Annotated in this window: 19 protein-coding genes; 11 read left to right on the top strand and 8 right to left on the bottom strand. The window is 38.1% G+C overall.

All coding sequences use genetic code 11. The features are described 5' to 3' along the window. Nucleotides 1–79: 79 nt before the first annotated feature. Together ASU31_RS05170 and ASU31_RS05165 are read right to left on the bottom strand one after the other, a co-directional pair. Entirely contained in the window at nucleotides 80–712 is a 633-nt protein-coding gene (locus tag ASU31_RS05170) for a response regulator (protein ID WP_057931313.1), read from the bottom strand. Next, nucleotides 705–2,720, bottom strand: a complete 2,016-nt coding sequence (locus tag ASU31_RS05165) for an ATP-binding protein (protein WP_057931312.1) — start codon at nucleotides 2,718–2,720, stop codon at nucleotides 705–707. The genes ASU31_RS05170 and ASU31_RS05165 overlap by 8 nt, the downstream gene beginning before the upstream one ends. A gap of 146 nt (nucleotides 2,721–2,866) precedes the next feature. On the opposite strand from ASU31_RS05165, the gene ASU31_RS05160 reads away from it, so the two are divergent. The 6 genes from ASU31_RS05160 to ASU31_RS05135 all read left to right on the top strand — a co-directional run bounded on the left by ASU31_RS05160 (nucleotide 2,867) and on the right by ASU31_RS05135 (nucleotide 10,190). Next, on the top strand, nucleotides 2,867–3,265 hold the full coding sequence (locus tag ASU31_RS05160) for a hypothetical protein (RefSeq protein WP_057931311.1): 399 nt from the start codon (nucleotides 2,867–2,869) through the stop codon (nucleotides 3,263–3,265). A 312-nt stretch (nucleotides 3,266–3,577) separates the two neighbouring features. Continuing rightward, entirely contained in the window at nucleotides 3,578–4,984 is a 1,407-nt protein-coding gene (lpdA, locus tag ASU31_RS05155; protein ID WP_057931310.1) for a dihydrolipoyl dehydrogenase, read from the top strand. A gap of 375 nt (nucleotides 4,985–5,359) precedes the next feature. Further along, on the top strand, nucleotides 5,360–6,907 hold the full coding sequence (locus ASU31_RS05150) for a choice-of-anchor I family protein (protein WP_057931309.1): 1,548 nt from the start codon (nucleotides 5,360–5,362) through the stop codon (nucleotides 6,905–6,907). A gap of 498 nt (nucleotides 6,908–7,405) precedes the next feature. Continuing rightward, the gene (gene thiD, locus ASU31_RS05145) at nucleotides 7,406–8,224 is read left to right on the top strand and encodes a bifunctional hydroxymethylpyrimidine kinase/phosphomethylpyrimidine kinase (RefSeq protein WP_157257927.1); all 819 of its coding nucleotides are present in this window, start codon (nucleotides 7,406–7,408) and stop codon (nucleotides 8,222–8,224) included. Continuing rightward, a complete protein-coding gene (locus ASU31_RS05140) occupies nucleotides 8,221–8,874 on the top strand; it encodes a TenA family protein (RefSeq protein WP_057931307.1) in 654 nt (217 codons plus the stop codon). The genes thiD and ASU31_RS05140 overlap by 4 nt, the downstream gene beginning before the upstream one ends. A 110-nt stretch (nucleotides 8,875–8,984) precedes the next feature. Then, on the top strand, nucleotides 8,985–10,190 hold the full coding sequence (locus ASU31_RS05135) for an MFS transporter (RefSeq protein ID WP_057931306.1): 1,206 nt from the start codon (nucleotides 8,985–8,987) through the stop codon (nucleotides 10,188–10,190). 431 nt (nucleotides 10,191–10,621) lie between these two features. Here ASU31_RS05135 and ASU31_RS05130 read toward each other — a convergent pair whose 3' ends face one another. The 5 genes from ASU31_RS05130 to ASU31_RS05110 form a co-directional block, all read right to left on the bottom strand. Continuing rightward, nucleotides 10,622–11,425 (bottom strand): hypothetical protein, encoded by an 804-nt coding sequence (locus ASU31_RS05130; RefSeq protein ID WP_057931305.1) that lies wholly within the window; start codon nucleotides 11,423–11,425, stop codon nucleotides 10,622–10,624. A gap of 297 nt (nucleotides 11,426–11,722) precedes the next feature. Further along, nucleotides 11,723–14,917 (bottom strand): efflux RND transporter permease subunit, encoded by a 3,195-nt coding sequence (locus ASU31_RS05125; RefSeq protein ID WP_057931304.1) that lies wholly within the window; start codon nucleotides 14,915–14,917, stop codon nucleotides 11,723–11,725. A 106-nt stretch (nucleotides 14,918–15,023) separates the two neighbouring features. Beyond that, complete coding sequence (locus tag ASU31_RS05120) at nucleotides 15,024–16,091, bottom strand: efflux RND transporter periplasmic adaptor subunit (RefSeq protein ID WP_057931303.1); 1,068 nt, start codon at nucleotides 16,089–16,091, stop codon at nucleotides 15,024–15,026. Nucleotides 16,092–16,093: 2 nt separating this feature from the next. Next, nucleotides 16,094–17,434, bottom strand: a complete 1,341-nt coding sequence (locus tag ASU31_RS05115) for a TolC family protein (protein ID WP_057931302.1) — start codon at nucleotides 17,432–17,434, stop codon at nucleotides 16,094–16,096. 89 nt (nucleotides 17,435–17,523) lie between these two features. Further along, on the bottom strand, nucleotides 17,524–18,135 hold the full coding sequence (locus tag ASU31_RS05110; RefSeq protein ID WP_057931301.1) for a TetR/AcrR family transcriptional regulator: 612 nt from the start codon (nucleotides 18,133–18,135) through the stop codon (nucleotides 17,524–17,526). 179 nt (nucleotides 18,136–18,314) lie between these two features. On the opposite strand from ASU31_RS05110, the gene ASU31_RS05105 reads away from it, so the two are divergent. From ASU31_RS05105 to ASU31_RS05085, 5 genes are all read left to right on the top strand, one after another. Beyond that, nucleotides 18,315–18,743, top strand: coding sequence for a sterol desaturase family protein (locus tag ASU31_RS05105; protein WP_057931300.1), 429 nt, complete (start codon nucleotides 18,315–18,317; stop codon nucleotides 18,741–18,743). Between the two features lie 10 nt (nucleotides 18,744–18,753). Next, nucleotides 18,754–19,203: a hypothetical protein gene (locus ASU31_RS05100; protein WP_057931299.1), complete on the top strand. Its 450-nt coding sequence runs from the start codon at nucleotides 18,754–18,756 to the stop codon at nucleotides 19,201–19,203. Nucleotides 19,204–19,247: 44 nt separating this feature from the next. Next, complete coding sequence (locus ASU31_RS05095; protein ID WP_057931298.1) at nucleotides 19,248–20,387, top strand: TlpA disulfide reductase family protein; 1,140 nt, start codon at nucleotides 19,248–19,250, stop codon at nucleotides 20,385–20,387. A 73-nt stretch (nucleotides 20,388–20,460) separates the two neighbouring features. Then, nucleotides 20,461–21,477 (top strand): UDP-N-acetylmuramate dehydrogenase, encoded by a 1,017-nt coding sequence (gene murB, locus ASU31_RS05090; protein WP_057931297.1) that lies wholly within the window; start codon nucleotides 20,461–20,463, stop codon nucleotides 21,475–21,477. A 130-nt stretch (nucleotides 21,478–21,607) separates the two neighbouring features. Continuing rightward, on the top strand, nucleotides 21,608–22,138 hold the full coding sequence (locus tag ASU31_RS05085; protein ID WP_057931296.1) for an RNA polymerase sigma factor: 531 nt from the start codon (nucleotides 21,608–21,610) through the stop codon (nucleotides 22,136–22,138). Nucleotides 22,139–22,512: 374 nt separating this feature from the next. On the opposite strand, the gene ASU31_RS05080 is transcribed toward ASU31_RS05085, so the two are convergent. Next, nucleotides 22,513–23,994, bottom strand: a complete 1,482-nt coding sequence (locus ASU31_RS05080) for a phytoene desaturase family protein (RefSeq protein WP_057931295.1) — start codon at nucleotides 23,992–23,994, stop codon at nucleotides 22,513–22,515. Nucleotides 23,995–24,074 lie beyond the last annotated feature (80 nt).

The following is a 24,074-nucleotide window of genomic DNA, read 5'->3' as shown; positions in this document are numbered from 1 at the left end:
CAATGGTTGATAGTTTATGGCTCATTGCTAAGCGCTGATTGTTTAATAGAGTAGGCTACGCCAAACTCCCAGCTCCAAACTAAATTAGCAACTGTTCGGTAGCGATATTGATCAATTCGATAGAATTTTTAACATCTAATTTTTGCATCATATTACGGCGGTGCGTTTCTACTGTTAGCGGACTTAGAAAAAGCTCATCCGCTATGCCGGCGGTCGTTTTTCCCTGTGCAATTAATTGAAGGATCTGTTTTTCGCGTTTGGTGAATTTTGGCCGCCCTTTTAAGTCATTTACAGAAGGTTTGGCAATAATCTCTATAACTTCTCTGCTAAAGGCCAGTTCTCCTCTAAGCGCAGTTTCTATGCCGTTTTTTAGCTCCTCTACAGAAGCATTTTTTAAAATGTAACCACTTGCCCCATTTTGCAAAATCTGCATGATGATACTTCTTTCGGTATGGTTGCTAATGGCAATAACGACCGTTTTTGGCGATAACTTTTTAACTTGTGCGCATAATTCAATACCATTACCATCAGGTAACATAATATCGAGCAGTATAATATCGATTTCGTTGTTGTTTAAAAAGGAAATTAATGCGCTACCTGACTGAAAACTGCCTACTACATACATATTTTCAAGGTTGTTGATTAAGGAAACAATTCCTTGTATAACAATCGGATGGTCATCAACAACAGCTAATTTAATGATATTACTCATAACTGATGGGGATTTCTATATTTATAGTTGTACCATTGCCAGGATGCGAGTCGATTTCGAAAGTGCCTTTAAGGTAGGCTATTCTATTTTTAATGTTTTCTATTCCTAATCCTTTTTTATAGGTTGAGGTATTAAAGCCAATTCCATCATCTTCAACCGTAATATAAAATCGGTTTTTATTTTCGCTGCACTGTAAAACTACTTCCGATGCCTGAGCATGTTTTAGTGTATTGGTGAGTATTTCCTGTACAATCCTGTAAATGATTATCTGTTCTTCAAGTGCAATATGTTTAGAGATATTCAGTGCTTGAAAATCGATATGCATATGCTTGCTCATCGCCGATTCTGCCAGGTCTTTTAATGCCGTTTCCAATCCGAATTTTAATAACGTTTGTGGCATCATATTCCGGGCAATGTGCCTTAATTCGGTAACTGAATTATCCAGCTGATTAACGATTCTCTGTAGTTCTACATCATGCAATTGCATTTCCCTGTGTTTTGCCCAGTTGGATAAATTAATTTTTAAACCCGATAACATTCCACCCAAGCCATCATGTAAATCCTGTGCTACCCTGTTCCTTTCTTTTTCTTCAGCATTGAGCATGGCTTTGCTAATTTCCAATTGCTGTTTTTGTTGTAGCTCAGCCACTTTCTGTTTATAATTTATTGTTCTTTGCTCTGCAAGCTTTTTATAGCCTCTAAAGTAAAAGTATAAAAGAATTACACTGATTAAAAGAAAAAAAGATGCTGCGATTAATAGCAAATTTGTTTTTTTATTGTTCTTAATGATTAATGCATTTTGTTTCTTTTCTGTATTTAAACTGGCTATTTTTTTCTGGTTCTCTGCATTTTTATATTTAATTTCTAGTGCATTAATATCTTCTTTTAGTTTACTTTCATTTAGGCTGTCGCTTAATGCTTTGCTCTTTTTTATCCAATTGTAAGCCTCTTTAATGTCGCCGTTAGCATAGCTTACTTCTGCAAGCGCTTCGGTCATTTTGACCTTATTTGTTGCTAATGTATTTATTTCTGGCTGATCGATAATTTGAAGTAATGTTTTTTTAGCCAGGGCAAAATTTTTCTGTTTAAAAAGGATTCTGTATTTCTCAAATATTACTTCCTGCAAAGAATAATTGTCGTTCAGCTTTTCGGCCAGTTTAATGGCTTTATCTGCATCTAAAAGAGCAAGGGGATATTGTTTGGTGTTAATAAAATAGCGCGTAGTGCTTTTGTAATAGTCGAGCCAAAATATTGCCATCGGGTAGCCTGTAACAACATGGTCTGATTTATCCAAAATTGTTTTGGCAAGGTCGAGATGTTTTTTGGTGAGTTGATGGTTTTTTAAGTGGTAATAGTTTCCTGCTGTGGTTAGGTATGCATTAACCAGCAGGTAATATTTATTAGGAGATGTGTCTTTTAATGCATTTAGGCCTTGTTGCAGGTATGGTGTTGCTTTTTCGTATTGGCCAAGGTTTGTAAATACCGTTCCGATCGAGAGGTATTCGGTGCCTAAAAGCTCTTTGTCTCCAGCTTTTTTAGAAAGTGGTAAAACACGGTTGATCAATATATTAATCGTTGCTTTCAGATCATCTTTATGCTGTTGAATTAAGGCGTAGTTATGCCATACCATCGACCTTAACCGATAAACGCCCTTTGTATTAAACTTGCTCAATAACGAATCGGCATGGATAAGTAGTTTTTCAGCCTTTGCATAATTCCGGTCCTGGTAGATCAAAGCTTCGTACCAATATGATCTGGCCACAAGCAAAGGATACTTTGTGCTCCAGGTTCTTGCCTTTTTCAAATACAATACTGCTTTGGTACTATCATGATCTACCCAGAAATCAGTTAGTTTAAAACCCACCTCCGCTTTAACACTATCGCGCGAGCTTCCATTTAAGATGCGATTTAGGCTATCCGTATATTGTTGGTCGGCCGTTTGCAGCTGCGCTAGGCTATTCAGCGAATAGAAAATCAGTAATGCCAGAAAGATGATATAATTTCTCATTAAACTAAAAATGCACGCTTTATTTCTTAACCAGAAATTAAACTAGTAATATACCTGAAATCAGGTAGAAAAAAATGGTACTATCTGGTTATTGTAAAGCAAAATGTTCATTTGTTAATTTGTAGTTCTATTTTTTAAATCTAATTATGAAAAACATCAAAATTAAAACATTTGTACTTTCTTTTTTTGCCTTAGTGTTGTTTACAGGTTTAATGTCGTGTAAAAAAGATGAGGGCGAGTCGCCATCAAAATCTTCACACAAGGTAGTTTTTAAACTCGAAGCATCGGCAGGAAGCAACATTAGTACTGTAGTTTACGGCTACGATTCGCAGATTACCACCGCAACGAGCCTTAGTGGAACTACCTGGACAAGTCAGGAAATTACGGTGCCAGCAGGAACCATTTCTATAAACATTGCTGCAAATGCCATAGGTGCCAACGCAAATTCTACGCTCAAAGCACAGATTTATGTAGATGGAGAGTTAAAAAGAGAAGGCACATCTAGCGGTGCAATTTTAAGCGCATCAGCATCTTGGGGGTTATAGTTGGTTCATTAATTCACTGGTCATTAGTCTATTGATAATGGCCTTTGGGGTTCATTAGTCCATTAGGTTTGTTTGAGTTAGATCAAAACATTTTATAGTCTTAAAGTAAAATGTTTTTATACGCTCATCAACCTATGGACTTTTGAACTTTTGCAGCATTACCCTATTAGGCCTCAATATCGAACCATAAGCTAGCGCCATAAGCCAATAACTTATAAACCAATGACTAATAAAGCGATTTCTATTCCCTAATCGACTTTCAGCTTTCCGCCTTTTTCCCTACATTTGGCTAATCAAAATTCTCAAAAAATTATGCAATACGATGTCGTTGTTATCGGTTCAGGGCCGGGCGGTTATGTAGGCGCAATCCGTTGTGCTCAGTTAGGTTTAAAAACTGCAGTTGTTGAAAAATATAAAACTTTTGGAGGTACTTGCTTAAATGTAGGTTGTATTCCATCTAAGGCTTTATTAGATTCTTCAGAGCATTTTCACAACGCTGCTCACACCTTCACTACCCATGGTATCAACTTAAAAGATTTAAAGGTTGATATGAAACAAATGATCGCCCGTAAAGACGATGTTGTTGCCCAAAATACAGCTGGTATCACTTATTTGTTCAAGAAAAATAAAATCGATTCTTTCGAAGGTGTTGGCTCTTTTGTAGATAAAAATACCATTCTGGTAACTAAAGCCGATGGTTCTACAGAAACCTTAACTGCTAAAAACGTAATCATTGCTACAGGTTCTAAACCAACAGCTTTACCATTTTTGCCAATCGATAAAAAACGCATTATTACCTCAACCGAGGCTTTAAATATTAAAGAAGTGCCAAAAACGATGGTGGTAATCGGTGGTGGTGTAATTGGTTTAGAGTTAGGTTCGGTATACGCCCGCTTAGGTACAAAAGTATCTGTTGTTGAGTTTTTACCATCTATCATCGGTACCATGGATGCTGGTTTGGGTAAAGAACTTCAACGTGTGTTAAAGAAAACTTTAGGCATGGAGTTTTACATGGGCCACAAAGTTACTGGGGCCACCACTAAAGGTAAAACGGTAACCGTTACGGCTGATACTCCTAAAGGCGAATCAATTTCTTTAGAGGCAGATTATTGTATTGTTGCTGTTGGTCGTACGGCTTATAGCGAAGGTTTAGGTTTAGATAAAATCGGTATTACTGTTGAAGAAAGAGGAAAAAAAATCCCGGTTAACGAGCATTTAGAAACTTCGGTTAAAGGTGTTTATGCTATTGGTGATGTAATTACTGGCGCCATGTTGGCACATAAAGCAGAAGATGAAGGCACTTATGTTGCCGAAACAATTGCTGGTCAGAAACCACATATCAATTATAACTTAATCCCTGGCGTGGTTTATACCTGGCCGGAAGTTGCTTCTGTAGGTTTAACCGAAGAGCAGTTAAAAGAAAAAGGCATAAAATATAAAGCAGGCTCATTTCCTTTCAAAGCCAGTGGACGTGCAAAGGCGAGTATGGATACCGATGGTTTCATTAAAGTTTTGGCTGATGCTGCTACTGATGAAGTTTTAGGTGTACACATGATTGGCCCGCGTGCAGCGGATATGATTGCAGAAGCAGTTATCGCAATGGAATTTCGTGCATCTGCAGAAGATATTGCACGTACCTGCCATGCGCATCCAACTTATACTGAAGCGTTAAAAGAAGCTGCGCTTGCCGCAACTGATAATAGAGCGATACATATTTAATTATTAAGCTGTCATACTGAACTTGGTTCAGTATCTGTTTTTAAAATGATTAGCAATCCCGGTATTTGTGCCGGGATTTTTTGTTTTAGCGCTTCTACCGTCATTTCGAGCGGACCCGATAGCTATCGGGTGCAGCGAAGTCGAGAACCCGAAGGCTCAGCGGAGCTAAATCTGTATAGATAGATCTCTCCTCCGAAGGAGTTCCTTTGGAACATTCCACTGCGTTCCAGTCGAGATGACGACGGGTTTCGCTTTATTCTTTCTCCTTTACTCTTTTTGCTTTGGTCTTTATATTTTCTTAATAAAATGATAACAAATAGCGCCTAAAATTAGCATTATGTGCGGCTATTTTTGCGATTCAGATATTAAAAAACCATGAACTGTAAAAAACTATTTGGTGCAATCCTTATTGCTTCATTGGCATTTACTGCCTGCAAGAAAGATCCAACTGATGATCCGATTGTAGATCCTCCGATGGAAGCTATCGTTCCTGAAAAAATCGACAGCTTTAAAGAAACTGCTTCCATTGATTTAGGTGGAGAATTTGCTTCAGAAATTTCAGCTTACGATCCCTTGACCAAGCAATTGTTTGTGGTAAGTAACGATGGCGGAACCAAGGTTGATGTAGTTGATATGAGTAAATATCCAACCGTTACAAAATTGAAAACCTTATTATACCCCAATAACGCTGGTATCAATAGCGTGGCAGTAAGTAATGGTTTATTAGCAATCGCTTTAGATGGCGCAGATAAGCAGGGAAATGGTGATGTAGTGATATTAAAAACATCTACTTTAGAAGAAGTAAAAAAAATTACCGTAGGTGCCATGCCCGATATGGTAACTTTCAGTCCTGATGGAAACTATATTTTATCGGCTAACGAAGGTGAACCAAACCTTGCATATACTGTTGATCCTAAAGGAACCATTTCGATTATTAACATCAAAGACAACTATTCTGTAAAAACATTAGATTTCGCTGCTTTTGAATCACAAAAAGTAACTTTGCTTGCGGGTGGATTCAGAATTTATGGTTTAAATGCGAGTTTTACACAAGATATCGAACCAGAATATATTGCAGTAAGCGCTGATTCTAAAAAAGCATACATTACCTTGCAGGAGAACAATGGTGTTGCCGAAGTAGATATCGTTGGCGGAAGCATTACCAAAATCAATCCCTTAGGCACTAGAGATATCAGTCTGGCCGACAATGCTTTTGATGTAAGCGATAAAGACAATAAAAAAGTCTTAAGTACATGGCCAATCAAGGCTTTTTATCTGCCAGATGCAATCTCATATTTTACGGCTGGTGGTACTGCCTATTTAGCCTTGGCCAATGAAGGCGATACCAGACAAGATTATACACCAAAAGATGCAAAAGAAGAGGTGCGTGTAAAAGATCTTGTATTAGACCTGGTTAAATTTCCTAATGCAGCAACGCTACAGTTAGATGCTAATTTAGGTAGGCTTACGGTAACAAATACCGCTGGTTATACCATGGTTGGTACCAATAAAGTGTATCAGGAATTGTACTCCACAGGTGGAAGATCTGTTAGTATTATTAACGCAAATACAGGAGCTTTGGTAGCCAACATTGGTAAAGATTTAGAGCAACATGTAATTGATGCAGGTAAATATGATGATGACCGGTCTGATAATAAAGGCGTAGAGGTGGAAAGTGTAACCGTTGCGCAGGTAAATGGCCAAACCTTGGCTTTTATTGGCATGGAACGTGCAGATATGATTGCTGTTTATGATGTAACTATACCAGCCTCACCAAAATTTGTTCAACTATTCTCTACAGGCGATGCTCCTGAAGGTTTACTGTTTGTTAAACCAAAAGATAGCCCCAATGGAAGAAGTTTGTTAATTGTGTCAAACGAGGCAGATGGTACCGTTCGGTTCTATCAGCCCGATAAAATATAGTCTTTCTATCCCTTTATTAATTATTATGTTTTAGCCCCGATGTAAAATCGGGGTTTTTGTTTTTCTCTTGTTGTCATTTCGACTGAAGCCCGCCGGTTTTTCATCGGTGGCGAAATCTACGAAAGGCGATACATCAATCTTCTTTAGAAGATCTCTCTCCCGAAAGTTCGGGACTGCGCTACAGTCGAGATGACAATTAACGCATGAATGTATACTTTTATTTTTTCAAGATTAAGCCCTATATTGCAAACAAAATAAAACTTTAGGGGTGCCTTCAAATAAGTTGGCTGAGAACATACCCATTTTGAGGTTAAAGGTAGAAGGTAAAAAGGTAGAGGGTAATGTCCTTCAGCCTTAAAACCCTCCAACCATCAACCTCAAATGAACCTGATCCGGATAATGCCGGCGTAGGAAATTAGTTTGTCTGCTATAATTGCATAAATGCATACTGCATTTGAAGACTCCTGAAGTTGTACAACAAAAATGAAGTCTTTAGCAATGAATTATATTAATGTATTAACAATAGCCGGCTCAGATAGTGGAGGCGGTGCGGGCATCCAGGCCGATTTAAAAACCTTTTCTGCCTTGGGCTGTTTTGGTACATCGGTAATCACAGCTGTAACAGCGCAGAATACAATGGGGGTGCGGTCTGTGCATGGCATTCCAGCAGAAATGATTAAAGATCAGTTACAGGCAGTATTAGAGGATATAGTGCCCGTTGCTATTAAAATCGGAATGATTAATCGTGCAGAAGTGGTGCAGGTAATCGAAAATGAATTAAAAACTTATAGTCAATATGTCCCCGTGATTTTAGATCCTGTTATGGTAGCCACCAGTGGCGATCGGTTAATCGAACCTGATACCGTAACCCAGTTAGTTGGAAAACTATTTCCCTTGGTAACATTGGTTACCCCAAATATAGACGAGGCCATTATCCTTTCGGGGCAGGAGGTTCATAACCTTGATGATATGATTGCTGCAGGTAGAAAAATCATCAAGAAGGGTGCAAAAGCCGTTTTAATAAAAGGAGGACATTTAATCGGCCCAATCATTTACGATGTTTTTATTTCTGGAAACGATGTTCCTGTTATATTGGAAAGTGCCTTTATTGCTTCTAAAAATCTACATGGAACGGGTTGTACGCTTTCATCCGCTATAGCCGCTGAAATGGCCAAGGGTAACACTTTACTTATCGCAATTAAAAATGCCAAAAACTACATCAGTCAGGCCTTACAAACTGGTAGCGAGGTAAAAACTGGCAGGGGTAATGGCCCGTTAAACCACTTTTTCGAACCTTTAAAATTAATTATCCAATGAAATGGAGCGCACAGGCCTGGGAAAGGGTACAACCCATTTATGCCAAGATTTTAGCAATGCCATTTAATACCGAATTAAGTAGTGGCACGCTGCCTATAGAAAAATTTATCTTTTATTTGGCACAAGATGCCTATTACCTTTTGGAGTTTGGCAGAACCTTAAGCACCATTAGTAGCCGTATGCAAGATGCAGATTTGGTGATGGCTTTTGCCGGGTTTTCTACAGGTGCGATTTTTGCCGAGCGTAGTTTGCATGAAAGTTATTTTGTAGAATTTGGCCTAGCTAACGAAGTGCAGCCCACTCCATCTACACTTTTGTATACCAATTATATCCTTAGTCAGGCTGCATATGCCAATGTAGAAATTGCAGTAGCAGCTGTTTTACCATGTTTCTGGATTTATAAAGCCGTTGGTGATCATATTTTCGCGCAACAAGATGGCGACCAGAATCCTTACAAAAGGTGGATCGATATGTATGCAGGTGTTGAGTTTGCTGTTGCGGTAGAAAAAGCGATTGATATTACCGATCAACTGGCATCGCAAGCTAATGCCTCAACTCAACAAAAAATGCTAGCTGCTTTCGAAATGGCAACACGTTTAGAATGGATGTTTTGGGATAGCGCATATGAACTGGAAAAATGGAAAATCTAAGATTTTAACCCCATAAGGTGTAAATATTTTGATAAAATGTTAAAAACTTGTCGGTATTTCCAATAGATTTAAAGAACTTTGTAGTTCAATCTATAATTTAAAACATCATTTTGGAAGAAAGCACGCAAGGACAGGAAATTTTAAGTAAACAAGAAGATAAACCTGTATTAGCGCAAAGCTCTCCGAAACAAGTACGATTTGCCATATCTGCCTTTTACTTTATGCAAGGGGTCTGTTTTGCAAGTTGGGCCAGTAGGATTCCAACTTTTAAAGCTTCAATGGGTTTAAACGATGCAGAATTAGGCTCCATTCTTTTTGCTTTACCTGCAGGACAGATTATCACGATGTTTTTTTCAGCAAAATTGACCACTCATTTCGGTAGTAAAAAAATGCTTGTGGCAACTGCACCGCTTTATGCAATAGCATTAACTTTTTTAGCATTGGCTACTACTGGTTGGCAATTAGCAGCTTTTTTGGTTTTATTTGGCATCACGGGTAATCTTTGTAACATCGCCTTAAATACACAGGGCGTTGCGGGCGAAAACTATTATGGCAAGCCTATTATGAGTTCTTTTCATGGAGCCTGGAGTATCGGGAATTTAACAGGGGCATTAATAGCGCTCGGTTTGGTTAACCTTAAACTAGGCATGTATACCCATTTTTGGATTGTTGCACTGATATCCTTAAGCAATGTTACACTTAACTGGAAAAAGTTGCTGAGCTATAATAAACCAGATGCTGTAGTAGAGAAAACAAAGTTCTTTACTATGCCGCAAGGCATTTTAGTATTATTGGGTGTTATCGCATTTTGCAGTATGGCGACCGAAGGAACAATGTTCGATTGGAGTGCTATTTATTTCGAAGATGTTGTGAAATTACCTCATAATAAGGCAATTATTGGTTATGCATCGTTTATGTTTATGATGGCAAGCGGAAGGTTTTTAGGGGTGTTTTTAATCGGTAAATTCGGGCGGAAAAACCTCCTGCAGATCAGCGGAGCCATTATATCGATAGGTATGGCGCTTGCGGTAATATTTCCAAACTTAATTGTCGCTATTTTTGGTTTTATGCTTATTGGCCTGGGTGTTTCGAGTATCGTACCAATGGTATACAGCATAGCTGGTAACAATAAAAAAGTGCCTGCTGGTAAAGCGATAACCATGGTTTCGAGTATCGGTTATTTCGCATTTCTGTTTGGCCCGCCATTAATAGGCTATGTTTCGCAACTATCAAGCCTGCGTTATTCTTTCGGAATAATTTCTGTTTTTGGTTTGCTGATTACTTTCCTGATCACAAAAATAAAAGCGATAAATTAAACTGTGATGGGCTTAAAGATTTGAATTGATCAACAGAGTGGCATAGCAAGGCTTTCATTTTTAAATAAAAATGTATTTATCATTTGGAGCGCAGCGCCTGTACATTGAAGAAAGTTCCTTCCCGTTTTATGCTTATACGCTTCGCTGCCTCGTACCTCGTTGCTGCAGGGTAACGCTTCAACCGGGGCTAAAGGGTCAGGGCAGTTTTTTATTTGTCGGGTTGCAAGGTGCACCAACCTTTGTTCCTAAACCCGATTGCAATGAAAAGCCCATAGCGTAGCGAGGACTTGTAATGGAAAGCGGGACTGTTGCCCTCCAAGAACCGCAGGCCAATCATTTCCTAATTTTAAAACCATTATTTCATTTGGAGTGCGCTACCTGTACATAAATATCAAAATTTAGTAAGGATAGCTATGAAAACGCTTAGTAACCTACTCTTTCTTCACCAATCCATGTTCTTTTAGGGCTGCGATGGCTAGTTCGATTAACCTTAGATTTTCGTCCTGATGCCCATGCTGCACTTCTACATTGATATACGGAATTTTATTTTGCATGGCATAAACCGATAGAGAGCCATCATTAGAAACAAATTTAGATTGAAGAATTACATTCACATTGGCCTTTTTTAAGCTGCTGAACAGCCTTGGCTCGGTTACGTAAACAAGATCGTCGCCATCCATCTGGAAGTTGATGTAAACCGAATCGGCGGTGCTGGCTAAATCGTAACCCGGCAAATAAGAGGAAATACCAAAGCCACCATCGGCATTGTTATGTAGTGTTAAAAAATAACCTGTGGCTTTTGGATCGTAAAAATCGACAATTTGTTTGCCCGCATTAAGTATTGTTTTTTCAACTTCGTTGGAGCTGAAAAGATCTTTTTTTAATCTTGTATTTACACCTACTTCGGTATAAATGGCATTGGGGTCTATACGATATTGATCATCCATATAGGTGAAATAATAATCTCTTACACCACCGTATTGACTGTCGATGAGCTCGCCGCCGCTCCAGCGGATATAATCAAAGCCTGCTTTTACACCAGTATCTTCATTGTCATGTACAACTAAAAATTTAATACCATTAGGTTTATAGCTGTACTTTACCAGCGTGATATCTAAGTTGTAAACCTTAACGGAGCTCGAATCTGTCGTCATCGCCGGAAAAACAGGAGGGTGTTGAGCTTTTACTAAGAGGGTAGTGCAGATCAGAAATAGGCTAAAAATGATTTTAAACATAATGCCTAATATACAATGTTGCTGCATAATTTGTTTGAAGACAACATTGTATAATTATCTGGGCATCAAAATTTCTAAGTATCGGCGGTGAAAATAAAATGGTTCGCGGGACACGAACCACGGTGTGAGGAATTATCCGTGCGCGAAAGTTTTGACATTTCATTTATCGAAATCGATTGGATGCCTCTTTTCGGATAAATTTTCCGTGTTTTCTGTGCTTCCGTGGCTAAAAACAAAATCCACAAAAAAGCCCCGATTTGGGGTCGGGGCTAAATTGATTGTTAATCTGGATGTTTATTAATGTCCGTGATCTAAATCGTATTCGTTCACATCTTTATGATCGTATGGTTCTACCATTAACTCATCGATTGTTTTTCCTTTTTTGTTGAAACCAAGACGTTCTAACATTCTATCGAATATTAAGTATACCACTGGCACCACAATTAATGTTAAGAATAACGAACTGGTTAATCCACCTACAATAACCCAGGCCAAACCATTTTTCCATTCGGCACCTGCACCGCTTGCCAATGCAATTGGAAGCATACCGAATACCATGGCGATGGTTGTCATCAAGATTGGTCGTAAACGTGCGTGGTTGGCCAAAACAAGCGCTTCTTTAGTCTCTTTACCTTCAGCCTTTAAGTGGTTGGTAAAATCGACGAGGATAATCGCGTTTTTCGCTACCAGACCCATCAACATAATCAAACCTAAAATGGTGAAGATACCGATAGAGTTGTTGGTTAAAGCCAGTGCTAACAATGCCCCGATTACCGCTAAAGGCAGCGAGAACATTACCACCAATGGATAGATAAAACTATCATAAAGCGCAACCATAATCAGGTAAACCAAAATGATCGAAGCCAATAAGGCGATACCTAAAGTACCAAAACCTTCGCTCTGATTTTCCTGATCACCCGCCCAGCTGTAACTTACGCCAATTGGGGCTTTAAGTTTGCCATTTTTTTGCAACTCTTCCAGTTTCGCCTGAAATTCAGCAACCACGGTTCCTGTTGGTCTACCGATTGATTGTGCTTTAACTGATACCGAAGTAGATTTGTTTAAACGCTCTAACTGACTCGGACCCGAACCTTCTGTAATGGTTGCAAACTGTGATAACTTGATCTGTTTACCATCGCTGTTTACAAAAATCAGGTTACGTACGTCGTCAATGTTCTGGCGGTTGAAGTTTTGATACTGGATATTGATATCATACTCGTACTCACCTTTACGGTATTTGCCATCGGTATTGCCCGCAAACGCTGTTTGCATCGTTGAGCCTACAGTTTGTAAAGTTAAGCCAACTGCAGACATCTTATCGCGGTCTACCTGAACGTTAATCTCAGGAGTTCCCTTTTCTACCGATAATTTAATTTCTGTAGCACCAGGGATAGCGGCAAGCACTTTTTGAGCACCTTCAGCATACTTCAAAGCACTATCTAAATCAGAACCCATTACCACCAATTGGATCGGCGCGTTTTCTGCAATACCCAAAATACTGATCGGAACGGTTTTAACTTTTGCTCCAATTAATTCTTTAGCCAGTGCGCGGCTCATTTTCGTTGCGAAAATATCCGAAGAAACACCTTCACGTTGATCGCGTTCAACAAGCTTAACATTAATCTCCGATTTATAGGCTGTAGCCTGTGTACCACCAAAATCACCGGTAGATTGCCCAACTGTAGTAATTAACTGTGTAATTTCTGGTTGTTTATCTAAGAAAGCTTCAGCTTTTTGTGTTAAAAAGTTAGTTTGCTCTAAAGAAGCATCTTTTGGTAACTCTAACTGCACCAGGAACTCACCCTTATCTGATTTAGGGAAGAATTCCGATCCGATAAAACCACCAACTAGTAAACCGCACGAACTTAAGAACATCACCACAACCATAACTAATGTTAGAGCTTTGTGGTTTAATGACCATGTTAAAATGCTGGTAATCCAAAGGGTAAATTTCTTTAATTGTTTTTCGAACCAAAGAATGAAACGCCCAAATAGGTTTTTGCCTTCAATACGTTCTAACTTACCAAAACGAGAGAAGATAAGTGGTACAATGGTAAATGAAGCTACTAACGAAAGTAACGTTGCAATAATTACCACAATACAGAACTGACGTAAGATGTTCGATACCAAGCCTGTACTTACCGCGATCGGGAAGAACACTACCACAATTACGAAAGTAATAGATACTACGGTAAAACCAATTTCTCTTGTTGCATCAGATGCTGCTCTTACCTTGTTTTTACCCATCTCCATATGTCGCTGGATATTTTCCAGTACCACAATCGCATCATCTACCAGGATACCTACCACGAGCGATAGGCCTAATAACGACATTAAGTTTAAGGTAAAACCGAATAAGCTGATCCCGATAAAGGTAGCGATTAACGAAACCGGAATCGATACCATTACAATTAACGCGTTACGTAAACTGTGCAAGAAGAAAAGCATTACGAAAGCCACCAGGATAACCGCCAGGATTAAATCGTGGATTACCGCATCGGCCGATTCTAAGGTAAAGATCGAACTATCGTTAACAATTCTGATGTCTAATTTATTTGCTGCGTATTCAGTTTTTAATTTGGCAATAATGGCATGTACACCTTTACTTACTTCTACCGCATTTGCATCACTTTGTTTAATGATCTGGATGGCAATAGATGCTTTACGATCGATACGTGCCAGTTTTTCAGTTTCTTTTTGCGAATCCTGAACGTCGGCAACGTCACCTAAACGGATCTGTGCCCCATCTTTAGTAGTGGTTAAAACCAGGTTTCTCAACTCTTCCATACTTCTGTATTTACCCGATAAACGGATCAATACATCCTGGTTTTGGGTTTTAACACTTCCTGTAGGGAAATCTAAGTTAGAACTTAAAATTAATTGCTGCACCTGCGGAACTGAAAGGTTATAACCTTGTAGTTTATCAGCATTTAACGAAACCTGAATTTCGCGTTCCGAACCACCAACCAGGTTAACCTGAGCAATACCGCTCACCCTCGAAATTACCGGGGCAATACGTTTATCAATTAAATCGTAAAAGGTAATATCATCCATATTGGCTGATGCCGACATGGTAATTACCGGTAAATCATCCAAAGAGAATTTACTCAATGATGGTGTTTTTACATCCTCAGGCAAATCAGAAAGAATGGCATTTACCTTTCTTTGTGCATCATTTAAGGAAATATCGATGTTTGCTGCATCAGTTAAGGTGATGGTAACTGTAGATAAACTCTCAAACGATACAGAGTTGATTTTTTTGATGTTTTCCATCGATGATACCGCATCCTCGATCTTTTTGGTTACGGTGTTTTCAACCTCGTTTGGTGAAGCACCAGGGTAGATGGTCGAAATAGATACTACGTTGTTAGAGAATTTTGGAAGTAATTCATAACCCAACGAAAAGTAACTTAATAGCCCAAGCAGGGTAAGTGCGGTAAACACCACAATAACCAGCGAAGGCCTTTTTATAGATATATCTGTTATCTTCATTTTAATTATTTATTGCAATTGAGTAAATATTGTCCCTTCACTTCGACTTCGCTCAGTGCAAGCTGGCTCAGGATGACAAACTGTAGACTGATAACTGCCAATCGGACTATTTTACAATACTCACCTGAGTACCTTCGGTTAAGTTAATCTGCCCGCTGGTGATTACAGTTTCACCTTCTTTTAAGCCATCAAGGATTTCAACATTGTCTCCTAAAATACGGCCAGCTACCACATTACGGGTTTTAGCAGTATTGTTAGATTTATCCAACACAAAAACCTGGTTACTGCTCACACTACCTACAAATGAAGTGCGCGGAATAAGGATGCTTGGCGCCTGTTTAGGGAACTTGAATATTGCAGTTCCGTACATACCCGCTTTTAAAGTGTTTTTGTGACTGTTCTCTACTTCAATTTCAATTGGGAAGTTTAAGGTTGCATCAGCTTTAGCAGCGATGAAGGTTACTTTTCCAGAGAAATTATCAGTTGGGAAAACAGAAGATTTAATGTCGATCTGATCGCCGATTTTAAGGTTGGCTACCTGCGATTCGTTCACATTAACTTTCAGTTTTAATTTAGAAACATCAACCAGTTCGAACATCTGTGTACCTTGAGTATTTACAAATGCACCTACTTCAATGTATCTTTTGTTTACGATACCGTTGATTGGTGATTTAATATTTGCATCACTTAATTTACGTTGCGAAGCCTGTAAACGCAGTTTAGCATTTCTTGTTGCCAGTTTAGCCTGATCTAACTGTTGTTGCGTAACACCGCCAGTTGAGAATGAGCTTTGGTATCTGGCCTCATCTCTTACTGCATTCTGGTAGTTAGCTTCGGCAGTTTCTCTGTCTGTATTGATAATTTCAGCATCAACACGGGCTAAAACCTGGCCTTTGCTTACGCGGTCACCCTCATCAACATAAATAGCTGTAACACGACCTGCATTTTCTGATAAGAAGTTAAGTTCTTGTTTAGGGATAAAGTTTCCGTTTGCACTGAAATCTAAATTCACAGCTTTTCTCTCTACCTGAGCAACCCGAACGGCAACAGCGCCACCACCTTTAGCAATGAAAGCAGTTTTTTCTTCGTTCTTCTTTTTATTGTTGCTTAAAACATAAGCTATTGCACCAAGGGCAACAACAACTACGATAATTATGGTAATTACTCTTTTCATTTCTATTGTACTAGCGATTTAATATTCCCGTTTGATTTGATTAATTGTATTTCGGCTATTTTATAATTCAATAAAGCCTGTGTATAGCTGTTCTGTGCCTCAGTAAGTGCATTTTCTGTATCCAGAAGATCGGTTAAAGAAGCTAAGCCATTGTTATAATTGTTTTGTGTGCTTTTGTAAATTTCCTGCGCTAAATCTGCGTTTTTACGTTGCGATTTAATGGTGTTGATGTTGTTGCGCAATTGGATTTTTGCGTTCTCATAAGCCAGGTTTAACGAGTTTACAGATTCTTTTCTGCTCTCTCTTGCTTTCTTAATATCAACATCTGCCTGGCGGATTTTTGAACGTGTTAAAAAACCATTAAAAATTGGCACTTTTAAAGTCAGACCAACTGCCGATGCGCCATATCCGATTGCAGCGGCATTAGATTTTAGGAAATCGAAACCATCACTTTGACTCGAGTAGGTATAATTACCCGTTAAAGCCAATGATGGATAATATTCGGCAACGTATGCCTTTCTTTGCAGTGATAAAAGTTTATCCTGGTTATCCAAAAGTTTAACCTCTGTTCTGTTTGCCAGATCGATAGAGTCTGTAAATACAGGTAAAGTAGTTACCTCTGTTAATTCGGTAAATGGTAAGCTGATCGGCGTAGAAACCGGCATACCCATCGAAAATTTTAACTGATTCTCTAATTGGGTAATGGCATTGATCACCTGCTCGCGTTGTGTATTCAGGTTAGTTAGGTTTACATTGATCCTGTCAACATCGATTTTTCTGGCTAAACCATTTTTAAACTGGTTTGAAACAATTTTTTCTACAATTTTAACATTTTTAATATTGGTATCAATTACGTTTAACTGCTGTCTGTTTACCAAAACCTGGTAGTAATTGTTGGCCACCAGCTCGATAATCTGCTCTTCTGTTAATTTTGAAGTAAGGTTGTAATATTCCTCACTCGATCTAGCAGCCTGTAAGCCAGTAAAAACCTGTTGGTTGAATAATTGTTGCGAAAGCTGAACACCTGCAGTCGAATTCCAGTTCTGGCCTAATTTGATCGCCTGCGTTTGTCCGCCGAAATTAGCAACCAGTTGGCCGATAATAGGATTATAAGTTAAACCAACATTTCCTGTAATTTGAGGTAAGGCCTGCGCCCTAACTTCCTCCACCTTGTATCTTCCGCCTTCAATATCCAGTTTCGAGTTTCGAATCTTGGTGTTGTTTTGGAGCGCGTAGGTTAGCGCATCTTTTAAGGTAACTTGCTGCTGTGCAAGCACCAGCTGCGGTAAAACCGAGCCGATTAGCAGTATGAGCATTAACCTTACCATTTTTACTCTAAGCATAATGTATTGTTTTTTTGTTTTTGGGTTCTTATCTATTTAAGTTTTCTTAATGGTGTAAAGGCGGTTTTAGTCCTTTTGTGCCACTGTATTTAGTCTGTGCACCTTAAACCCCTTACAAATATGGTAGTGAGGTTCTTTTGCTTCAGCGTCATTCTATTAAATGCTTTTTTATCAGGGAAAAGATCTTTGCCTGTTTCCATAATGCACATGGTACAAAGGCCCATCAAACTTTCCAGATAAAGTTCCGCAACGTGGGCAGTGTCATCGTGCTCTATTTCTCCTTTTGTTTTTGCCTGACTAAAAATTTCTGCAAAGAATTCTTTCTCGGAGCCTTTAAGGGCCTGTAATTTGCCTTTTATCACATCATCGTTTAACAGGTCAGGAATACCTTCCGTAATCCTTAACATGTAATATTTTTGGAAAAAAGTATTCCTCACTTCTATGGTGCTAAAAAGGATGTCTTCCAAAGGCTGATCTGGATTGTATTTCTTTTTGATCAACTCAAAGAAGTCGTTAAATACCCTTTCTATTACTCCAATAATTAAATGCTTCTTATCCGGGAAATAATAATAAAGCGATGGTTTGGAAACGGAAAGATCTTCTGCTATATCGTTCATTGTGGTTTTACCAATACCAAAATGGATAAAACGTTTTATAGCGCCATCAATAATTTGCTCTCTCTTTTTATCGGCTACAATCATTTTACTTTTCTACTTTCTGACTTTTTTAATATTTTAGTCAAAAATAGTGCTAAAAAATGATTAGTCATGAAAGGTTTGTTGAAAAGCGCATTAAGCTTACAATATTATGACATAATTTTGTTTCTCGCGCTGTTTATATATCTTTACAAACCAATCGTTTAGAAGATTTGTCAGCATTAATGAACATATTTATTGTATTGTTTACCATTATAGCAATGGAGTGTTTGTCGTGGTTTATACACAAGTATTTATTCCATGGGCCACTATGGTTTTTGCATAAAAGCCACCATCAAAAAGCAAAATCATTTTTCGAATGGAATGATCTGTTTGCCGCGTTATTTGCTGCCCTGTCTCTGTATTTAATGTATATCGATCGCCATAATTTTGGTTATAGATTTTTTATCGGATTAGGTATTACCTTATATGGCATGATCTATTTCGTAGTGCATGATTGGTTTGTGCACCAGCGGTTTAAAACTTTTAAAAGCAACAACACCTATTTGCAGGCGGTACGGAAGGCGCATAAGATCCATCATAAAAATAGGGGCAAAAAAGAAGGCAAGGCTTTTGGGTTATTATTTGTAAGGAAAACGGTATTAAAAAACTAAATTACATGATATGAAAAATTATTACCTATTTATTCTTTTCGGAATTATTTGCTTAGCCTTATATTCATGCCATAAAAAAACAGATAAAGACCGTGCTATTGCGCTTGTAGAAGCTAAATACGAAAACAGTAATCAGGATTTGGATTTTGACGGTTCAAAATTAGATAGCCTTTACAATATTTCGCCAAAAGCTTATACCGACAGCATCAAAAAGGGAAATGAGTTAGATGATACTTTAGCTGCCTTAGAGAGTCAGATAGAACACTTGAGTCAGGCGGAGTCGGATAGTGTAGGGTTGATCAGTGCAAAACTCACCAAAGAAAGATACCGTTTGTTGGAACTGGCCAAAACCAAACCCACTTTCGTTGGCTGGAAACTTTCGAGAGTCAAATCAGAAGATGGAAAGTCTAAAGAGTTGAGTTTCAAATTCAATAGGGGAATTACGAAGGTTGTAGAATAAATATTAACTTCAATAATGTACTGACCTAATTTTAATCGTCTCTCATGAAAATATGTTTCGCTTTAATTTTTGCAATGCTAAGTCTAAAGGGCTTTGCTCAAAATAATGCTTCAAGATTTAATCTATCAGGCAAAACCGATTTAAAAGATGGAGAAAAAATTATACTTGAATATCGTGGGAATAAAGATTCTGCATTTGTAAAGGACGGTTCCTTTAAGTTTAGTGGTTATTTAAGTGAACCTAGTTTGGCTAGTTTTAAACATGGAAAAACCAATATAATGGAGGGGCCTCAGTCTGTTCGTTTATTTTTAGAACCTGGTAACCTGAAGTTAAACATACTTAGCGGCAAGTTTTTTAAAGCAGAATTGCTAGGATCGCTAACTCAAACTGACTGGGATAAGATTAGACTTAAAAAGGCATATGACGAGGTACTTGATAAAATTGATGATTTAAATAAGGCGATTAAGGAAAGGGGCAGCTTTGATTCGCTGAAAGCTAATCTTAGTCTAAATTATGCAGAAAGATCAAGGCTATTTAAAGTGGCAGAAAAAAATAGTTTAGCTTTTATCAGAAACAATCCAAATTCTTACTTAAGCCCATATTTGTTAAGTTCTTTAAGCAGATCTTTACCTAAAGATTCTGTTCAGTTTTATTATCGGAGTTTTTCAGGGCCAGTGTTAAATAGCGCATGGGGAAGGTTCATTTATAAAGAACTAGATCATGAAGAAACAAGTAAAATAGGGCAACCAGCTCCCGGTTTTTCTGCAAAGCTAGCCAATGGAAAAATGATCAGCCTTGCCGAATTTAAGTCTAAAAAATATGTACTCCTGGATTTTTGGGGAACCTGGTGTGTGCATTGTAGGGCCCTGAGTCCTGATTTGATCGAAATGTATAAAAAATATAAAAGCAAAGGGCTTGAAATCGTAAGTATTGCAACAGATCATGATCGTAAACTTTGGCAAAAAGCAATTGTGGATGACCGTACTGGCTTATGGAAGCATATTTTACTTATGGATGCAAGCAAAAGCACCAAGGGTGACGATTTAGTCATACAATACAATATTCCGGCTTATCCAACATTCATTTTAATAGATAAAGAAGGTAAAATAGCGGGCCGTTATGATGGTGAGGGTAATGATTTTCACATTAATCTAAAAAATAAACTGGCCAAAATTTTTGAATAGTCAGGTATACAACCAATCAATTATTAATATAAAGTCTTTTTATTTTACTTTTGCAGCATAACCCAGAATCAATATGCTTCAAATCCAGGAAAATATTTCGTTAAAACCATATAATTCGTTTGGTATCGATGTTAGGGCAAGCTACTTTGCCGAGATATTTTCTGAAGCAGATTTAGCCAGGCTATTTAAAAACGAGATCGTAAAATCTCAAAAGCTCTTGGTTATAGGTGGGGGAAGTAATGTGTTATTTACTCAGGATTATAAGGGATTAGTTGTTAAAATCAGCATCAAAGGCATCAAATCCGAAATGATTGATGATAAAGTGTTGGTAACAGCCGGTGCTGGTGAAGTATGGAACGATTTTGTGAACTACTGTGTTGGGCATCATTTTGCAGGTGTAGAAAATTTAAGCCTGATCCCTGGTACGGTGGGTGCATCGCCAATACAGAATATTGGTGCTTATGGGGTAGAGCTCAAAGATGTTTTCGAAAGCTGTAGCGCTTTTGAGATCAAAACCGGAAAAATCAAAACCTTTGCTTATGATGATTGCCACTTCGGTTACCGCGAAAGTATTTTCAAAGGTGAGTTGAAGGGCCAGTACATTATTACATCCGTTACTTTCCGTTTATCGACGGAAGCGAAAATTAATACCTCCTATGGTGCCATTGAAACCGAGTTGCTGAACAGAGGGATCGAAAACCCGGATATTGCCGATGTTTCTGCCGCTGTATCACATATCCGCGTAAGCAAACTGCCCGATCCGTCTACTATTGGTAACGCAGGTAGTTTCTTTAAAAATCCGGTGATCGAAAAATATGAATTTGCTGATATTGTGGCGAAACACCCCGATGTAGTACACTATCCTACAGCTGATGATAAAATTAAATTGGCCGCCGGATGGTTAATTGAACAATGTGGCTGGAAGGGTAAAGTGCTTGGCCAAACAGGTACCTGGAAAAACCAGGCTTTGGTTTTAGTTAACCACGGACATGCGACTGGCACAGAAGTGTATAATTTTTCTGAACAGATTATAGACAGTGTAAAGTCTACTTTTGGAGTCACTTTAGAAAGAGAAGTAAATATTCTGTGACGAAAGCCTGCCTTTATGTAGTTGCACGCTTTTAACACCATGCCAGAAAATTTTGGTACTAAGTTTGTTTAGGTTTATGCGAACGAACAATAATTCATTTGTTTTTTTTATCTACCTAAAGCTAAATATCATGACAAAATTTGAATTCAATCATCTGGTTAATCATCACTCGGTATCGCTTAGATCTTATGCTTTAAATTTTACTAAAGACGCAGAAGACGCAAATGATTTGGTTCAGGATACCATGCTGAAAGCGATCACTTATTACAATAAGTTTAAAGAAGGTACGAATTTAAAAGGTTGGTTGTTTACCATCATGAAAAATACTTTCATTAACAACTATCGCCGATTGGTGAAAACAAATACTTTAATTACCCAGAGCGAAGATATTTCTTCTGCAAATCTTTCATATAGTGCAACTAAAAATCAGGCAGAGAGTAAATTTGTCTTGGGTGATATTGATAAAGCCCTTTCGCAATTACCTGAAGAGTATTATGTGCCTTTTATCCGTTATTTTGAAGGATATAAGTATCACGAAATTGCAGATATGTTAGCTATTCCGATTGGAACAGTAAAAACGCGTATCCACGTAGCGAGAGGTATTCTTAAAAAATATTTAAAAACCTATTCTAAAGAAATTGCAACATCAGAAGTGATGTAAGCGTTAATTGGATTATTCTCAAATTCCCGTTGAAGAACATTTTAACCAAAAGCTCTGGTATATTTACCAGAGCTTTTTTTATTTATAGTTGTCGAAATTAATATCGGTTAAGTACTTGGAGGCAATGAATAAGGTTGAGTTTTCTACTTTTGAGGCAATTGGAAACCAGAAGTGCTGTAAAAAGCAAAAGGCCTGAAAATTCAGGCCTTTTTGCTTATCATATATTTGGTTAGTTGATTCTTATTTTTTCTTTCAACAATTCGCCTTCTCTCTTATTTCGAAACAAATGCAAACCCCGAACGATTATGTGTTTTGAAGCTTTATTGCAGTGTTTTTGTTTTGTGGTTATAAAGATAAGGGAAATTTTAAATTTGTCAAGCTTTTTTTAACTTTTTTTTTATTTCTTTTGCTACCACTTGCCCAGAGATGATTGCAGGCGGTACACCAGGCCCTGGAACGGTTAATTGTCCGGTATATAAAAAATTTGTTACCTTACTTTTCATCTTTGGTTTTAAAAATGCCGTCTGTTTCAAAGTGTTTGCTAATCCATACGCATTTCCTTTAAAGGCATGGTAATCTGCTACAAAATCGTTCATGGCATAACTGCGCTTAAACAAAATATTTTCGCCAATATCGTTTCCGGTTAAATCTTTAAAGCGTTCGATCAATAAATTAAAGTATTCTTCCCTTTTACTTTCGCTATCTGCTAAATCGGGGGCAAGTGGAATTAAAAAGAAAAGGTTCTCGCAACCCTCCGGTGCTACGGTTGGATCGGTAATCGAAGGACAGCATGCATAAAATAGAGGTTTTGATGGCCATTGTGGATTGGTATAGATTTCTTCAGCATGTTGATCGAAATCCTCATCAAAGAATAAGTTGTGGTGTAATACATTGTCTAGTTTTTTATTTAGACCGATATAAAACAAAAGACAGGAAGGAGCCATGGTTCTTTTGTCCCAATACTTTTTACTGTAATTGCGGTAAGGTTTATCAAAAAGATGCTGATCAATATGGTGATAATCGGCATTGCCCACCACAAAATCGCTTTTAAAACTGCCTTTATTGGTAATTACTGCCTCTGCAATATTATTTTTAACTTCTATTTTGGTTACCTCGGTATCGAAAATAAATTTTACACCCTCACTTTCGGCTATTTGTTGCATAGCAGTCACAATCTTGTGCATGCCGCCCATTGGGTACCAGGTGCCTAAAACGAGATCGGCATAGTTCATCAAGCTGTATAAAGCAGGCGTGTTTTGAGGCGTAGCGCCTAAAAATAAAACCGGGAATTCTAAAAGTTTCCTCAAACGCTCATTCTTGAATAACTGGTAAACATGTTTCCGCATATTGCCTAAAAGCTGCAATTTGATTCCGCTAACAGCCAATCTGGGGTCGAAATATTCCATTACACTGTGCGAGGGCTTAAAAACATATTCGTTCATGCCCACATTGTATTTATATTTGGCCTGATCAAGAAAATGTTTTAGGTTTTTACTGCTTCCTGGCTCTAGCTTTTCAAATAAAGCATATAAATCATCTAATGTTGCAGGAACATCAATAGTGTCCTGTTTACCAAAATAAATGCGGTAAGAAGGACTTAATCTTTTAAGCTCATAAAAATCGGAAGCGGTTTTATTAAAGATCTTGTAATAGTTTTCAAAAACATCCGGCATCCAATACCAGCTGGGGCCCATGTCGAAAACGAAACCGTCTTTTTGCCAGGTTCTGGCCCTGCCACCGGCCATTTCATTTTTTTCGATCACCGTAACATCGCAACCATCTTTAGCCAATAAAGCTGCAGCAGCCAAACCTGCAAAGCCAGCACCAATAATGGTAACCCTGGGTTTTTTCTCCATGGTGTAAATAAAGGAATTTTATTGCGTTTTGTTTTTGTTTTTTGTCATTCTGTTTGGTTGTCATTCTGAACGTAGTGAAG

It is taken from the genome of Pedobacter ginsenosidimutans (assembly GCF_001442625.1).
Taxonomy (GTDB): Bacteria; Bacteroidota; Bacteroidia; order Sphingobacteriales; family Sphingobacteriaceae; genus Pedobacter; species Pedobacter ginsenosidimutans.
This window is presented reverse-complemented; position numbering and strand designations above follow the sequence as displayed.

Coding starts and splice junctions, on each gene's coding strand:
- ASU31_RS05170 (WP_057931313.1), bottom strand. CDS start 712: ATGAGTAATATCATTAAATTAGCTGTTGTTGATGACCATCCGATTGTT.
- ASU31_RS05165 (WP_057931312.1), bottom strand. CDS start 2,720: ATGAGAAATTATATCATCTTTCTGGCATTACTGATTTTCTATTCGCTG.
- ASU31_RS05160 (WP_057931311.1), top strand. CDS start 2,867: ATGAAAAACATCAAAATTAAAACATTTGTACTTTCTTTTTTTGCCTTA.
- lpdA (WP_057931310.1), top strand. CDS start 3,578: ATGCAATACGATGTCGTTGTTATCGGTTCAGGGCCGGGCGGTTATGTA.
- ASU31_RS05150 (WP_057931309.1), top strand. CDS start 5,360: ATGAACTGTAAAAAACTATTTGGTGCAATCCTTATTGCTTCATTGGCA.
- thiD (WP_157257927.1), top strand. CDS start 7,406: ATGAATTATATTAATGTATTAACAATAGCCGGCTCAGATAGTGGAGGC.
- ASU31_RS05140 (WP_057931307.1), top strand. CDS start 8,221: ATGAAATGGAGCGCACAGGCCTGGGAAAGGGTACAACCCATTTATGCC.
- ASU31_RS05130 (WP_057931305.1), bottom strand. CDS start 11,425: ATGTTTAAAATCATTTTTAGCCTATTTCTGATCTGCACTACCCTCTTA.
- ASU31_RS05125 (WP_057931304.1), bottom strand. CDS start 14,917: ATGAAGATAACAGATATATCTATAAAAAGGCCTTCGCTGGTTATTGTG.
- ASU31_RS05120 (WP_057931303.1), bottom strand. CDS start 16,091: ATGAAAAGAGTAATTACCATAATTATCGTAGTTGTTGTTGCCCTTGGT.
- ASU31_RS05115 (WP_057931302.1), bottom strand. CDS start 17,434: ATGCTTAGAGTAAAAATGGTAAGGTTAATGCTCATACTGCTAATCGGC.
- ASU31_RS05110 (WP_057931301.1), bottom strand. CDS start 18,135: ATGATTGTAGCCGATAAAAAGAGAGAGCAAATTATTGATGGCGCTATA.
- ASU31_RS05105 (WP_057931300.1), top strand. CDS start 18,315: ATGAACATATTTATTGTATTGTTTACCATTATAGCAATGGAGTGTTTG.
- ASU31_RS05100 (WP_057931299.1), top strand. CDS start 18,754: ATGAAAAATTATTACCTATTTATTCTTTTCGGAATTATTTGCTTAGCC.
- ASU31_RS05095 (WP_057931298.1), top strand. CDS start 19,248: ATGAAAATATGTTTCGCTTTAATTTTTGCAATGCTAAGTCTAAAGGGC.
- murB (WP_057931297.1), top strand. CDS start 20,461: ATGCTTCAAATCCAGGAAAATATTTCGTTAAAACCATATAATTCGTTT.
- ASU31_RS05085 (WP_057931296.1), top strand. CDS start 21,608: ATGACAAAATTTGAATTCAATCATCTGGTTAATCATCACTCGGTATCG.
- ASU31_RS05080 (WP_057931295.1), bottom strand. CDS start 23,994: ATGGAGAAAAAACCCAGGGTTACCATTATTGGTGCTGGCTTTGCAGGT.